Below are 13919 nucleotides of genomic sequence, written 5' to 3'. Positions count from 1 at the left end.
TCTTAACGGAGTTCCTCTTCCTCGGAAAGCCCGAGCGCGGACGGAACTCCGGTCATGTCCCACAACTCAAGAATTCCGGTTAACGAAGATTGCGCCGGAATTTCGATCGCAATCGATCCCTTACCTTCCGGAAGATCGAAACAAACGCTTTTGCTTAGGATTAAATTCTCGGGCGAAGAGATTCTTTTCGGACCCAAACTTTGACCGGAAGAAGATTCCGTATTTCGTTTTACGTTGAAGATAACGCAATTCGTAGGATTGTTTTTGGTTTTGAAGCCGAAGTCGATCGTATATAAAACCTTGGAATCGGATTCGCGGTTTCGATGAATTTTTTCAAACCAAACCATTAAATCGTTGTTAGGTTTTGTAGTCGGAATCGTGTTCCTCTGCGGTTCTTTGACCGCAGTTTCCGATTGGGTTTTCAGGGAATCGAGCGCGGTGTAAAAGGAAGAATCGTCTTCGATTCCGAAATACTTTCCGTTTCCTTCTTCCGTAAGAATTTTCATCTGTTGTTCTTCGTTCGCTTTTAAACCGAGGCCGAAGATATGAAATTTAAACGGAATTCCTTTTTGTTTAAGAACTTGAAGTTCCTTTTTGGGATCTCCGTAACAACTTTCCACCCCGTCCGTTACGAGAATGATTTCCGTTTCTTTTTTTCTTTGAGAGATCAACGTTCCGGCGATTCGAATCGATTCCGCGAGCGGGGTCGCGCCGGAAGGTGTTAAACCGAAAAGACGATTTTTAAAAGCGTCGTGATTGCCCGCTTCCAAGGGTTGATACAACCGGGAAGAGGAACAACCGGGAACCCGATTTCCGTACGCCATAAATCCGACGTCCGTTTCCGAAGGAAGAGTGGAGATGTAACGGCTAACGTGTTTTTTCGCGAGATGGATTTTCTGATAAATTCCTAAATATTCGTTCATCGATCCCGAAGCGTCTATGATGAACAGTTTGGATCGTTCCGCGTTTTCGGATAAGACTTCGGTCGCGGAGGATAAGAAAAACAAGGTCAACGCGAACGTATATGCGATCCTTTGAATCCGAATAAAAAGAGACTGAGCAAAAAATCGCATGTTAAGAATTCTATCGGAAATTCGCGTAAAAACTATAGCGCTTAGGCCGTATCAAAGATTCCAAAAAATCAATTTGGAAAAAAATTCTGTCCCATTCTTTTGGATTTGAATCTTATTCAAGGAACCGTAGTTCAACTCGAAAGAAAAAGCTCGTTCCAAGGGAATTTCCAAAAGTTTACAAAGAACGATTCGAATCACTCCCGCGTGGGTCACGATTCCGATTTTGCCGTCTTCGTTCGATTTTAAAATTCCGTCCAAAAACTCGGAAACCCTTCCGAACATTTCAAAATAACTTTCACCGCCCGGAGTTCTTTCGTTTACGAAGTCTTTTGTCCAAAAGCCGGATTCCTCTTCGGAAATCGAAGACCATAGTTTTCCTTCCCAGGTTCCGAAGTTCAGCTCCATCAAAGAATTTGAATATTCTAATGTAGATTTCGGACTTTTTTCGATTAAGAATTCGGCGAGAAGTTTACAACGGGAGCTCGGACTTGTGTAGATTTTTTCAGGAACGTTTTCAAATTTTTCAAAAACGGAATCGAACTCGGATCGATGGTTTGAAAGTAAGGGAACGTCCATTCTTCCGTAGCAGGTTCCTTTCGGAACGTCCGGAGTCGTATGTCGGATTAAATAAAGTTCCAAGAAACGATCATTCCCAAATAAAGAAGGAGTTCGGCGCCTTGTTGCGTGAACCCGAGACAATCTCCCGTAAAACCTTCGATCCATTTTTTGAAATAATTTCGAAAGTAGAGAACGAATCCGATACAAAGAAAAAATCCCAAAAGAATATTCGGCAATCGATCCTTATACTGAAACGCGAAGTAAACTGCGGGAAAACATCCGAAGAATACAGAAAGAACAAAATCGGGCAACGGCAACTTCTTTACCATCGGTTTCGATTTGGAAAGATCGTTGTCCCTCGCGTAAGGAATCAACATCATCATAACCAAAGCGAACCATCGGCTCGCCGCATGTGCGAACCAGGATGTGAATAAAAAAATCCAAGGAGAAATTTGAAACAACTTCACGAGCAAAAGATATTTCAAGCCCAAAGAAAGAATTAATCCCAAGGATCCGAAGGTTCCGATTCGACTGTCCTTCATGATCTCGAGAATTTTTTCCTTACTCCATCCACCGCCGAACGCGTCGCATACGTCCGCAAGTCCGTCCTCATGAAATCCACCAGTAATCAAAACGCTTGCGATCATTCCGAGAATTACGGAAATCTCGACGGGCAAAATCCAGGAAAGAAAGTATGTGAAAAAAGAAGCGCCGGAGGAAACGATCCAACCGATCAAAGGAAAATAACGCGAGGATCTCGAAACGGAAGCTTCGGAATAAACGTAAAACGGAGGAACGGGAAGTCTTGTGTTGAACATCCAAGAAGCGCAGAATCGATTCCACTCTTCTCGGATCATATTCAAATTTTCTGATCCACTTTTGCGGATTCGAAAGAAGCCATGTCCTTTAAAAAAGTCACGGCGGACAAAAGAATCGGAAACGCGACGGCGCATCCGGTTCCTTCGCCGAGTCTAAGGCCCAAGTCGAGAATGGGTTTCGCATTCCATTCTTCTAATAGATATGTGTGCCCCGGTTCTACGGACTTGTGACAAAAAACCGCGTTTTTGATGATGACGGGTTCCATTCTTTGTGCGATTAAGAACGCCGATGTCGCTATAAATCCGTCGACCAGAATGATTCTTCCCTTCTTAGCGGAATCGATCATAGCGCCGACCATCATCGCAATTTCGAAACCTCCGAAGATTTGCAAAACGTCGAAAGGAGACTTTATAGAATTTTGATATTTACGAAGACATTCCTCTAAGATCACGATTTTTTTCTGAAAACCCTGATCGTTCAATCCGGTTCCTCTTCCGGTTACTTCCTTGAGGTCCTTGTTCAGAACGCTTGCGGTGATCAGACTCGCGGAGGAAGTGTTTCCGATTCCCATTTCTCCGAATCCGATTACATTACAATTCTTTGATACGGATTCGGTGGAAACCCAAGCTCCTCTTTCTATGGCCTGGGTACATTCTTCCTTGGTCATAGCGGGTTCCATAAGAATATTCTTGGTTCCGAATCCCACCTTGGCGCCGATAAAATCAGGATTGATGGAAACCGAATCGAGAGGAAACGCGAAATCGACCCCCGCGTCCACGACCTTGAGTTTGATCGAGTTCTGTTTGCAGAACGCGTTGATCGCCGCGCCTCCATTCAAAAAATTGAATACCATTTGATAGGTGACTTCTTTCGGATAAGCGCTTACACCCGAGTTGGCAAGACCGTGATCTCCGGCAAAAACAAGAATATGAGGATCGGAAAGTTGGGGAGAATCGGTGTTTTGAACAAGACCGATTTGAAGCGCAAGAGATTCCAAAGTTCCCAGCGAACCGGGAGGTTTCGTTTTTAGATCGATCTTGCTTTGTAATTTGGTAAGAAGTTCATTCGGATTCAAACAGAAAGTTCCTTCTCCGTCTCGTCGATAGGGTTCGTAAAATTCTTTTTTACTTTGATTTCGACTCGATCCAAAATTCCGAAAAGAATCGGAGTGTAGATCAAGTCACCGAGCAGAGTACCACCAAAATAGGGGATAGCCGCGATATAGCAAGTCAATAAACCTTCGGAAGTTTTCGGATAGATGGAAGAGAAGGCCCAAACCGAAAAATTGGAAAGAATAAAAAATTGTAAACTCGCGACCAAAGCCACAAGAAACACGGACGTCATCTTCGTGTTGTCTTTGAGAAAAATTCTTCCCAAAGCCACGCAGATCATGTGAGCCGCATAAACGACTGGAAGACCTTCGTAAAACCAATCGTAACCGTGAACCTTGGAAAGAATCAAATCGGTAACAACAAGCATTAACAACGGATAGGCGAAGGCCTTCCAACCTCGAACTCTCGCTCCGGAGTATACTGTCATCGCGCCAACCGAAGTGAAGTTCGACGGATGCGGTAAAAAACGGGAAACTCCGGACAAGATAACTCCGATGGATGAAATCGTATCGTTGGCAGCGAGTTTCGATTTCAGATTTTTAAAAATACGATCGAGATTTAACATTCCATTCTCCTAATATTACGGACCGAGTTGTTTTGCGATGACTCCGTCTATGTCCGGATTTTCGTTTGCGCCCGGAATCGGAAGAGAAGTGAGAATCGCTTTTGCGGAAGTCATCTTTACGTAAAGAAATCCGTTCGTTTGGAGTTCCGTTTTTAAAGCGCCGCTACAACCGGTTCCGGAGTTTCCGAAATTCGCATCGCCGAGATCGAAGCCGTCTCCGCCGCCGGAAGCAAACAAAGTTGTAGAGTTCATCGGATTGGTGATTTGATTGTAGTCCACGTAACGAAGTCCCGCAAATCGAAGCCAACTCGCTGGATTATTGGAGAAAGTACCGCCTCCGGTATAAGTCGGATTCCATCCGCACCAATTCGTTTGATCGTTCCCGACTTCGACGATGACCGGTTCGAGAAAAACCGTTGTGGAACTTCCGCCCTGTTGAAACGGATTTTCAAAAACGATAAAATCGTTCCCGGTTACATTCTGCGCTTTTTTTCCGTTCCAACCAACGATCAAAGAGGCTCCTGCACCGTTCGTATCCAAGGTGAAAACGTCGAGAGAACCGTTCACACTTCCAAGCCCTAATACGCCGTCGACCGCGCAAATGGAATCTTGAAAGCCGGTTCCGGTGTTTGCGGGCGCGCTTACGATTTCTTTCGCGTTGTAAACGCCGATTTGATCGATCGCGATTCGATCCTTGCAAGGTCTCGAAGCGTTATTCGAACTTCCCGTTTGAACTAAAAAGAGCAAGGCGGCCAAGGATGAATCGTCTTTCGATTCTTCCTTACAGTAAGGTAATGATAAAATAAGAACGAGGATTAGAAGGACTCGCATATTGCTGAAAATTTTATGTTTCATAAAGTTGCTCGAAACGAGTAAGACAAAATTTCTTTTATCTTACTCGTATATTCATGTGATTATCTAGATTCGAAACGGTTCCAAACGAATCCCGTTCCCGGAGTGAACGTGTTGTTCGTATAACAACCCGAGTTCATGTTCGTTTTATCGTTTGATTGCGTGCTCGCTTTGATCGCGTCCAAAGTGTTTTTATTTCCGGTAAGATCGCCGCAAAGATAGAATTTATTATCCGAAAAACGATTCCAATAATAAGCCGAAAATTTTCCCGCCGCTCCGAAAGGATGAACGGTAAACTGAACATACATAACTTGTGTTGTGTTGTTGTATTCTACGATGTTCGCTTCGTAAGTGGAAGAACCGCTTACTTGTTTAAACGTATAATTTGTGATCGTATATTCTCCGGTTTTAACGGTTCCCGCAGAGTTGAATGCGTCTCCCGCATAGGAAGTAGTTCCGTTATATGCGCTCCAATTACCGGCGACTTGTAAGTTCGATGCGTTGACGACCGCTAAGATCGTATTGATCTGATCGTTGTTATCTTCCTTCTTCGTTTCAAAACAATTCACCGTTCCTAAAATCAGAAGGGTTGCCGCTAAAAGTTTCCAATGAGCTGTACGTTTCATGTTGTTACCTGCAAAAGTTTTCCTTTGTCAGGGTAGAATAGATTCTAAATTTTGAATGTATTGAATTCGATTTAGAATCCTTTCTATGCGAATGGATTGTAGAAGTTGAATTTTCCACTCGGGTCCCCCGACGTTCGTCTTTCGGGACCCCATCGCGGACGCATAAAACATGCAAAGGCGAGTTTCGAACTGTCCCTACCTCGAGGACGTTGTTCGCGGGGAAGATCTGGCTTTTCGAAACTCATCGGAGAATCGAAATCACAGTTGCGGGTCAGCGTGGGAATTTCACCCAACTTCCTCCCTGAAAGCTTATGGACAGGTGAAAATTGGAACCTTTTCCGCGCAAGGGTTTTTCTAAGAATCGAATGCGACAGATTTCAGACGGAACCCGATCAAATTCTTTCCAAGAACGCAAGATTTTGACCGAAAATAAAGAAAGGAATCTAACTTTCCCAAATTCAAATCGGACAATTCAATGAAACTAAGCAGATCGGAGTTTATCAAACTTGGAATTTTGACCGCTACGGGCATTTCCGGCCTTCCTGGAATGAAATTATCGGCTCAAGGGACTTCTTCCCCGCAAAAGACCGTGATCGTGCTGGGTGGAGGAATTTCCGGTCTTTACGCTTCTTACCTTTTGGGAAAAACGGGAATCAAGGTGAAACTCATCGAAGCCACCGATCGTTTGGGAGGAAGAATCCGCACGGTGACCGACGGAAGCGGAAACTTTTTGGATCTGGGAGCGGAATGGATTCAAGCGGAACATAGAACCGCGAGAAGTTTAATCCGAGAATTGGGATTGAAGACGACCGACTTCGAAGTTCAATCGGATTTGTTTTTCGGATCGTATCAGAAGTTCGGAACCTGGGACATATCCGCAAAATCCCAAGAGATTTTGAACAAACTCGTTCAGATGAATTCCAAAATCAATTCCACACAACAACAGGAATTGGATAGAATCAGTTTTTATAATTTTCTAATATACCAGGGGATGACTCCGGAAGATCTGAGCATATTGAACTTTAAATATTCCTTATATTACGGGGATTCTTTGCGTTCTTTATCCGCTCAAAAAGTTCTTTCGGATCTCGTCAACTTTCCGAAATACAATACACGTTTGGAAGGGGGAATGGAAGCGCTCGCAAAAGCTCTCGTATTCTCCTTGGAAAATACGGAAACGATTTTCGCAGATCCGGTCGTATCCGTAGTTCAAGGTGAAGGAAGGGTTTCCGTTACGACCGCTTCCGGAAAAAGAATCGAGGGAAACGCTTGTATTTCCACGCTTCCCGCAAACCAGCTAACGTCGATTCAGTGGGACCCGGAGTTGGACAAGGAAAAGAAATTGTCCGCGCTTAGAATCCGTTATTCCAGAATCTATAAGACTTTTCTAATGTTACGAGAAGCTCCTTGGTCGAGGGAGAATTTTTCGGCCTATTCGGATTCCGCCGCCGGTTTTATCTACGACGCGGGAACCAAGACGAACTCCGAAGATAAGATTTTAGGAATGATTTCCACCGGAGATCGATACGACGTATTGGCTTCTTCCACGGACGCTATGAAAGTGGAATATATTCGTCTCGCACTCGAACGTCTGGGACAAAAGAAAGATCTGCAGGTTTTGAGAATTCAAAGCAGTGAAGTTTCTCAATCTAAATATGTTCCATCGGGAATCGCGACGTTTCCACCGGGAAGTTACGGATCCATCATATCCCTTTTAAAACCGATGGATCGAATTTTCTTCGCGGGAGAACATACGGCCGAAATCAACGGGACCGTGGAAGGCGCGTTGACTTCGGCGATCCGCGCGGTGAATCAGGTTTGATCGAGTCGTAGGAGTTCACACATTCGTCGTGAAACGCCGGGCCCCCACCCGAATCGGGTGGAGGTGGCGGGCTTCGTGGGAACGTTCCCGCAAATCTGCTTATATCAGAAAATTCTTAATATGTCAACTCAACCTTTGCCCATCATTTTGTAGGAACTCCCACAAAATAAAAAAGGGACCGAAGTCCCTTTTTAAAAAAAAGAATATTCTTTATTCTTAATATTCTATCGTAAAAAAATCAATCCTCGATCACGCTCATCGCGTATTCGGAAATCGCGTCCCTTCTTTGTTCCGCAAAATCCTTGTGGAACCAAAGGCTTTGAACTTTCGAAGCTTCTTTCTTGTTCCCGATCGTAATCTTGGTCATACATTCTTCGACGGCGAACTTCATAGCTTCTTTTCCGGTTTCCCCGAGCCCTTTGTTCCGTTTTTTACGAGTAATTTCTCCGCCGTTTTTTTCGACGCGTTTGATCAATTCATCGTAATCCTTGTCGTCGATGCAGAATACCGTTTCCTTTTTCTTATCGCCGAACTTCACATCCACTTCGTAAAGGGGCGCGCTCGAAATATGAATAAAACCCAACTCGAAAAGTTCGGGCCAATATTCGTAAAAGAAGGAAAGCATCAAAGAACGAATCGCATATCCGTCGAAGTCCGCATCCGTGATGATGCTGATCTTTTCGTAATTGAGTTCGTCGATCGACTTCACTTTTTGATCCAAAGGCAAACCTACGATCGCGACGATGTTTTTTAATTCTTCGTTTGCGATGGCTTTTGCGATGCTCATTCCTTTGCAATTCAGAGGTTTACCGCGCAAAGGAAACAGACCGTGCAGTTTCGGATTTCTTGCAGGACGTAAACCCGCGATCGCGGAATCCCCTTCCGCTACGAACAACACTCGTCCGGGATCGCCCGGTTTTCCGGTCGGAGGCATAAGCTTAGGAATATTCATCCGGCTCGCTTTTTTAAGACCTTTCTGCGCGTCTTCAAACGCTTTGAGCTGAGTCCGTTTTTCCATCTGAAGTTTGATTTCTTCGAGAAGTCCGGTTTTCTTAATGAATTTTTCAAGATGTTTATCGACCGCGTTACGAATGTCTTCGTTCAAATCGTTGATCAGATAAGACTTATCCTGGGATTTAAAACGAGGATTTAAAAGTCTCGCGTTGACATACATGTGAAAACAGTTTCTTACGTCGTTTCGAGTCGAACTTGTTTTCAGTTTTTTCTCAAGCGCTGTGATCTGACTTTTTTTACGAACCTCGTCGCAGATTCTATTTTCCAGATATTCAATCGCCGAACCGCCTTGCGGCGCGAAGATGGAATTCACCCAAGTCAGGTTTTTATTTTGCCCGATGACTAAGTAAGTTTCCAGATGCAACTGAGAAGCGGAGCCCGGAGCGGAATAATCCATCTTGTAGTAAACGAGATCGGAATGGGAAAAAATCTCGTCCAGACCTTTCTTAAACTTATACTTTTCCTTCTTTCCTTTAAAAACGAACTGAACTTCCAGACCCGGATTGGTCATCGCGATGTCCTGCAGATACTGTTTCATCAGATCCACGTTGAACGAAATGTCCAGTTTGTTGAAATACTGAGGATTGAGTTCGAATTCCACGGTGGTTCCGTGTTCTTCTTTCGAAGCCTTTTCGATCAATTCCTGCATATTCGTTTTCTTTAATAAAGGTCCGAGTTTGTCGATCTGGTCCTTGGTAAGAAGATTACAATCCGTGAACTTTCCGTGTTCGTCGAAGTAAAGAAACACACGATCGGTGTCTTCCTTGGAAAGTTTATAGGAACGGATTTGTTTTTTTACGTCGTCGTGAACGGTAAAAAGTTTTTTGAAAGAAGTTCCGTTGTTTACGGTTTTTACTTTGAAGTAGTTGGAAACCATTCTCACGAGAGAAATCCCGACTCCGTTTTGACCCGCGACGTGATCCTGTTTTACGTGATCGTCGAAATTCTCCCCATACATCAAATGGAGATAAACTCCTTCCGCGTTGGCCGCCGGAATTCCGCGTCCGTTGTCCGTGATCGTTACACATTTACGATCGGAAGAAAGTTGGATGATCAACTTGGACATCTTATCCTTTTCGGGAATCGTTTTGTCCTTTTGATTTTTGCGGTATTCGTCCACCGCGTTCATACAAGCCTCGTCCAAACATTTCAGTTTTGCGGGAACGTCTTCGAGTTCCTCGTGAACGATTTCGTATTTTCCTTCGTTGTTTTTGCGGAAGAAATGCTGTTCGAACGTGGAAGCGGAGTTTTGTCCCAACCACATACCGGTTCTCATCCGAACGTGTTCCACGTTGGATAACTTTTTAAAATTTCTTTCTTGGGACGTTTTTTCTTTTACTTTGTTCTTATCGGCGCTCATACTTTATCCCATTTGTTTTGAAGTTCGTCCAACTCTGTGATCATGTAATCGGTCAATTTTTTATCCTCTTTGACCAATCCCTGATAACGGGCCAGGGTCGTTTTTGCTTCTACGATCGCTTCTTCGCATTTACGGACTTCGTCGATCGTCATTCTATACACGGGAATCGTGGACAACCACTCGAAGTATTTGAACTTGGAAGCCTTGAGTTTGTCTTCGAAGTCCTTTTTGGATTTGATTCCGATCACTTTCTCGTTCCATTTCTCTTTAATAAAACGGATCAGTTCGGAGTTTCTTTCGATCTTCTCCTCTTCCAAACCGGAAAGACGTTTGAATCTTCGGATCAAATGCGTTTTACGGAAATCGCAGAAACGTTTGATGATTTCCTCGGGTTTAAAATTCTTCAGTTTACCGTCGAAGGTGATCACGTTCATCGCTAAGGTCTGAACGTCTTCCTTATTGAAGAGAGCCATGATTTCTTTTTGAGTCGGCTTTTCTCCCTTCTTATACTGAAGTTCGATCTTGAAAGTCTGGCTGGAATAATCCACGTAATCCTTTAACCAGGAATCCTTTCTCTCTAAAATATCGTCGAGCAGCGAAACCACTTTCTCGCGGTTCCAGTTCATCGGAGAATCGGTAAGATAAAGAACATCACCTTCCCATTTGAACGCGAACGTAGTGGACATCGTGATATTGCCCGTTTCCGTTTCCGCCATCTTCACTTCTCCACCGAAGTCCTTATACCAAGGTTTCAACGGAAGAGGTTTTTTGGTTTTGAGATAATTCATCTGAGACTTAACGATGTCCGCAAGTCTGTGGCCCGGAATAAAACAACGGAATCCGGTCGCGATCCCTTGGATGTTATTCAAAAGAACGATCGGAACTTTTCCGACAAAGTGAATCGGTTCTTCTTCGGTTTCGTCGTAGTTCTTAACGTAGTCGATGTCCGGTAAACTTTCAAAGAATCCCAAATCTTTTGCAAAGTCGGACAATTTAACTTCGGTATAACGGGGAGAAGCGATCGCACTCGGATCCAAAACGTCTCCGAAGGTTCCTTCTCCCGAAACTAAGGGAATATTATTAGCAAAAGTGAAGTCTTGAGCCATTTGCGAAAGCGCATCCTGAATGGATTTATCGCCGTGAGGGTGATATCCCATCGCAAGACCTGCGACTTTTACGGTTTTTGTATAACGGTTTCTTGCGTCGGAGTTCCACATTGCCCAGAGAATTCTTCTCTGGACGGGTTTCAGACCGTCGATTTCGTGCGGAATCGCACGAGAATCACATACATAGCGAGAATATTTTCTCTGATCGTCATTGACTTGATCTTCAAAAGGTCGTTTTGGAAACGATTCTTTTGATTTTGGTGGATTGGAATTCTTCATACGGTTTTGGCCAACGAAATTCTAGAAGACTATCCTGTCAAATGTAAAAAGTTGACTGGCTTAAATACAGTGTTTTGAAAGCGAAGATTAGAACAATCCGCTTTCGGCCACTTTGCATATCAGACCCCCCGTTTTTGTAAAGAAAGTTTAAATTTTGGCTTTTTCCTTGCAGGTTTTTTGGAAAATCAAGATCTACAATTCAATGAAAACCGTTTTCAGACATTTGCAAGTATTTCCGTTCCGATTCGAGAATATTAGAATTTCGAGTTTTGTACTCTTTCTTTCCCTCCTTTTGTTTCATTGCGGAAGCATCGACGAGATTCTATGGAAAGTTTCCAAACCCGTTTCCGAAAACTACGCTTCGCAAATTTTCTTCGTTTCGTCTCCGATCGTTTCTCCATACTACGAATCTTCCAGCTTTCAAACGCGTTACGTGATTTGGAAAAACCGCCAAGGTAAGGAGGAGATGGTTCAAGGAATTCTAAAATACTTGGAGTTATCCGGAAAGACCGAACAACGGGAAAGAATTCTTTTTGAAGTTTCGGAATGGATCGGACCTATGGAAAAAAATCCGAACGATCCGCGGAGAATTCAATTCTCCCCGAAATTTATTATAAAACGTTCCGAAGTTTCGAACGTAAAATCCCTGCCGGATGTTTTGAATTTCGAACCCAAAAAGGAAGTTTTCGAAGACGTTAAAAAAGAATTCTCCGTTACCGACGAAGGAGGTTTGAGAGAAACCGAAGAAACCAGAATCGTTCCCGGAATCGGAATTCTCAAATGGAAACACAGCTTGCGCGGAATTTTGGTGAAGATCATGCAAACCGAATTCGTATCCGCAAACGGAACCGTAACTTCTTCCCGAGATTACGATTACGATTCTCTCGAATATCCTCCGGCGATCGGATTGACCGGGTCGATACCGATTCTTCCTCTAAGAAAAACGGAAACCTATGTCGAATATTATTGTTTGGATTTTCCTTCCGAGATCGACTTATCCGCTCTTCGAAAGAAAGAAGGAAAAAAATCCGTTTCATTTTACGATCTGATCGCAAATAAACCATTTACCACAACGGCCAATTTCAAAAATTATCCTATCATAAGAATTTCCAACGAGAAGAACCAATCCCCATGAATCAAAGCAAAGAAGTTCGCACCCGATTTGCTCCGTCTCCGAGCGGATTTTTACACGTAGGCGGAGCGAGAACCGCACTTTTCAATTATCTATACGCGAAGTCCCAAGGCGGAAAGTTCATCTTAAGAATCGAGGACACGGATCAAAACAGATCCACAGAAGATTCCTTCAAAATCATATTAGAATCTTTGAAATGGTTGGGAGTTCATTGGGACGAGGGTCCCGAGGTCGGTGGAGAATTCGGTCCTTACATTCAAAGTCAACGTCTCGGAATTTATAAGGAATACACCGAAAAACTTCTGAAGGAAAAAAAGGCCTATCGTTGTTTTTGTACTCAGGAAGAATTAGAGGCCAAAAAGAAACAAGCCGAAGCGATGGGAGTTCCGTACGTCTACGACGGTCTTCATGCGAACATGTCCGACGAAGAAGTGGAAGAAAAACTCAAACAAGGAATTCCGTATTCGGTTCGATTTAAAACTCCTTCCAAAACTCTCATCATCAACGATATCATTCAAGGCAAAGTAAAATTCGAAACCAAGTTGATCGGCGATTTTATCATCGTGAAGTCGGACGGTTTTCCGTCTTACAACTACGCGGTCGTAGTCGACGACGCGTTGATGAAGATCTCGCACGTCATCCGCGGAGTGGGACATCTTTCCAATACTCCGAGACAGATTTTGTTATACGAGGCGCTCGGCTACGAGGTTCCCGAGTTTGCGCACGCTTCCGAGATCGTAGGGATGGACGGTAAAAAACTTTCCAAACGTGCGGGTGCGACGTCGATCCTTGCGTTCCGTGATTTGGGTTATCTTCCCGAAACGTTTCGAAATTATATGGCGCTTCTCGGATGGACTTCTTCGGACGGACGAGAATTCTTACCCGGAGACGAACTCGAAAGAATCTTCGACGTTCATCGTTGTTCGAAATCGCCTTCGACATTCGACGTATTCAAAAAACCGAAAACAGAAGACGAGGTTGTGACGAACTTTTCTGACCTCGCTCAAATCGCGGAAGCGATGAACCCGAAATCCAAACTGAATTGGTTATCGAATCGAACGATCCGGGATTTGAATATATCCAAAGTATTAGAAAATCTTCTTCCTTTTCTCAAAGATAGAAACGATATTCCCGCAGACGTAAAAAATGTAAGTAACCCTGTACTTACTTCTATCGTCGAATCTGTTAGAGTATATCTGGACAACCTGACTCAGGCTCCCGATTACATCGCGGAATTCTTTGTTACCGATCTTAAGATTCAGTCGCCCGAAGCGGCCGGATTTATGAAAGACGGGGACGGACCCAAGGTGGTTCGAGAATTCTACGGAATGCTGAAGAATAGCGATCCGAAAACCGATGAGGACTATAAGAACTTAATGTCCAAAGTCGGTGAAACGACCGGCCAAAAAGGAAAAACACTCTATATGCCGATCCGGGCCACAACCACCGGAAAATCGGCTGGATTGGAGTTACCGATTCTATTTCCGCTTTTGGGGAAGGAAAAACTCCTACAGAGAATTGAAAAAACTGCCGGTGAAGCAGGAATTTCGTTGTCGTCCTGAAAAAAAACGGTATATTTTGCTCAAATCGCCTGCTTTAGG

11 protein-coding genes and 2 pseudogenes are annotated in these 13919 nt (G+C 43.8%); 4 read left to right on the top strand and 9 right to left on the bottom strand.

Going from position 1 to position 13919, the window contains the following annotated elements; genetic code table 11:
• Positions 1 to 2: 2 nt before the first annotated feature.
• The 7 genes and pseudogenes from LEP1GSC052_RS15910 to LEP1GSC052_RS15880 form a co-directional block, all read right to left on the bottom strand.
• Positions 3 to 971, bottom strand: a pseudogene (locus LEP1GSC052_RS15910) (vWA domain-containing protein); the annotation flags it as partial.
• A 153-nt stretch (positions 972 to 1124) separates the two neighbouring features.
• The gene (cobC, locus tag LEP1GSC052_RS15905; RefSeq protein ID WP_010573261.1) at positions 1125 to 1712 is read right to left on the bottom strand and encodes an alpha-ribazole phosphatase; all 588 of its coding nucleotides are present in this window, start codon (positions 1710 to 1712) and stop codon (positions 1125 to 1127) included.
• A complete protein-coding gene (locus LEP1GSC052_RS15900) occupies positions 1697 to 2494 on the bottom strand; it encodes an adenosylcobinamide-GDP ribazoletransferase (protein ID WP_040913081.1) in 798 nt (265 codons plus the stop codon). Before LEP1GSC052_RS15900 ends, cobC begins: the two co-directional genes overlap by 16 nt.
• Complete coding sequence (cobT, locus tag LEP1GSC052_RS15895) at positions 2491 to 3525, bottom strand: nicotinate-nucleotide--dimethylbenzimidazole phosphoribosyltransferase (RefSeq protein WP_010573263.1); 1035 nt, start codon at positions 3523 to 3525, stop codon at positions 2491 to 2493. Before cobT ends, LEP1GSC052_RS15900 begins: the two co-directional genes overlap by 4 nt.
• The gene (locus LEP1GSC052_RS15890; protein ID WP_010573264.1) at positions 3522 to 4127 is read right to left on the bottom strand and encodes a DUF6580 family putative transport protein; all 606 of its coding nucleotides are present in this window, start codon (positions 4125 to 4127) and stop codon (positions 3522 to 3524) included. The genes cobT and LEP1GSC052_RS15890 overlap by 4 nt, the downstream gene beginning before the upstream one ends.
• A gap of 15 nt (positions 4128 to 4142) precedes the next feature.
• Complete coding sequence (locus tag LEP1GSC052_RS15885; RefSeq protein WP_010573265.1) at positions 4143 to 4958, bottom strand: LIC_13355 family lipoprotein; 816 nt, start codon at positions 4956 to 4958, stop codon at positions 4143 to 4145.
• 83 nt (positions 4959 to 5041) lie between these two features.
• A complete protein-coding gene (locus LEP1GSC052_RS15880) occupies positions 5042 to 5605 on the bottom strand; it encodes an LIC13354 family exoprotein (protein WP_010573266.1) in 564 nt (187 codons plus the stop codon).
• A 475-nt stretch (positions 5606 to 6080) separates the two neighbouring features.
• On the opposite strand from LEP1GSC052_RS15880, the gene LEP1GSC052_RS15875 reads away from it, so the two are divergent.
• Positions 6081 to 7427 (top strand): flavin monoamine oxidase family protein, encoded by a 1347-nt coding sequence (locus LEP1GSC052_RS15875; RefSeq protein ID WP_020986844.1) that lies wholly within the window; start codon positions 6081 to 6083, stop codon positions 7425 to 7427.
• Positions 7428 to 7665: 238 nt separating this feature from the next.
• On the opposite strand, the gene LEP1GSC052_RS15870 is transcribed toward LEP1GSC052_RS15875, so the two are convergent.
• Together LEP1GSC052_RS15870 and LEP1GSC052_RS15865 are read right to left on the bottom strand one after the other, a co-directional pair.
• Positions 7666 to 9801: a toprim domain-containing protein gene (locus tag LEP1GSC052_RS15870; protein ID WP_010573268.1), complete on the bottom strand. Its 2136-nt coding sequence runs from the start codon at positions 9799 to 9801 to the stop codon at positions 7666 to 7668.
• Positions 9798 to 11186, bottom strand: a complete 1389-nt coding sequence (locus LEP1GSC052_RS15865; protein ID WP_010573269.1) for a DNA gyrase subunit A — start codon at positions 11184 to 11186, stop codon at positions 9798 to 9800. The genes LEP1GSC052_RS15870 and LEP1GSC052_RS15865 overlap by 4 nt, the downstream gene beginning before the upstream one ends.
• Positions 11187 to 11264: 78 nt before the next feature.
• On the opposite strand from LEP1GSC052_RS15865, the pseudogene LEP1GSC052_RS21045 reads away from it, so the two are divergent.
• The 3 genes and pseudogenes from LEP1GSC052_RS21045 to gltX all read left to right on the top strand — a co-directional run.
• Positions 11265 to 11444: pseudogene (locus tag LEP1GSC052_RS21045) on the top strand (hypothetical protein); the annotation flags it as partial.
• Positions 11389 to 12321: an LIC_13346 family putative lipoprotein gene (locus tag LEP1GSC052_RS15860; protein WP_040913647.1), complete on the top strand. Its 933-nt coding sequence runs from the start codon at positions 11389 to 11391 to the stop codon at positions 12319 to 12321. The pseudogene LEP1GSC052_RS21045 and the gene LEP1GSC052_RS15860, both read left to right, overlap by 56 nt.
• Complete coding sequence (gene gltX / locus LEP1GSC052_RS15855) at positions 12318 to 13880, top strand: glutamate--tRNA ligase (RefSeq protein ID WP_020986533.1); 1563 nt, start codon at positions 12318 to 12320, stop codon at positions 13878 to 13880. The genes LEP1GSC052_RS15860 and gltX overlap by 4 nt, the downstream gene beginning before the upstream one ends.
• The last annotated feature ends 39 nt before the right edge of the window (positions 13881 to 13919 follow it).

The sequence above is a fragment of the Leptospira kmetyi serovar Malaysia str. Bejo-Iso9 genome, from assembly GCF_000243735.2.
GTDB classification, from domain to species: domain Bacteria; phylum Spirochaetota; class Leptospiria; order Leptospirales; family Leptospiraceae; genus Leptospira; species Leptospira kmetyi.
The sequence above is the reverse complement of the archived record's forward strand: the minus strand, read 5'-3'. Positions and strand labels throughout refer to the sequence as shown.

What these genes read in the sequence shown, in the direction of transcription:
- LEP1GSC052_RS15890 (WP_010573264.1), bottom strand. Translation starts at nt 4,127, where the DNA reads ATGTTAAATCTCGATCGTATTTTTAAAAATCTGAAATCGAAACTCGCT.
- LEP1GSC052_RS15885 (WP_010573265.1), bottom strand. Translation starts at nt 4,958, where the DNA reads ATGCGAGTCCTTCTAATCCTCGTTCTTATTTTATCATTACCTTACTGT.
- LEP1GSC052_RS15880 (WP_010573266.1), bottom strand. Translation starts at nt 5,605, where the DNA reads ATGAAACGTACAGCTCATTGGAAACTTTTAGCGGCAACCCTTCTGATT.
- LEP1GSC052_RS15875 (WP_020986844.1), top strand. Translation starts at nt 6,081, where the DNA reads ATGAAACTAAGCAGATCGGAGTTTATCAAACTTGGAATTTTGACCGCT.
- LEP1GSC052_RS15870 (WP_010573268.1), bottom strand. Translation starts at nt 9,801, where the DNA reads ATGAGCGCCGATAAGAACAAAGTAAAAGAAAAAACGTCCCAAGAAAGA.
- LEP1GSC052_RS15865 (WP_010573269.1), bottom strand. Translation starts at nt 11,186, where the DNA reads ATGAAGAATTCCAATCCACCAAAATCAAAAGAATCGTTTCCAAAACGA.
- LEP1GSC052_RS15860 (WP_040913647.1), top strand. Translation starts at nt 11,389, where the DNA reads ATGAAAACCGTTTTCAGACATTTGCAAGTATTTCCGTTCCGATTCGAG.
- gltX (WP_020986533.1), top strand. Translation starts at nt 12,318, where the DNA reads ATGAATCAAAGCAAAGAAGTTCGCACCCGATTTGCTCCGTCTCCGAGC.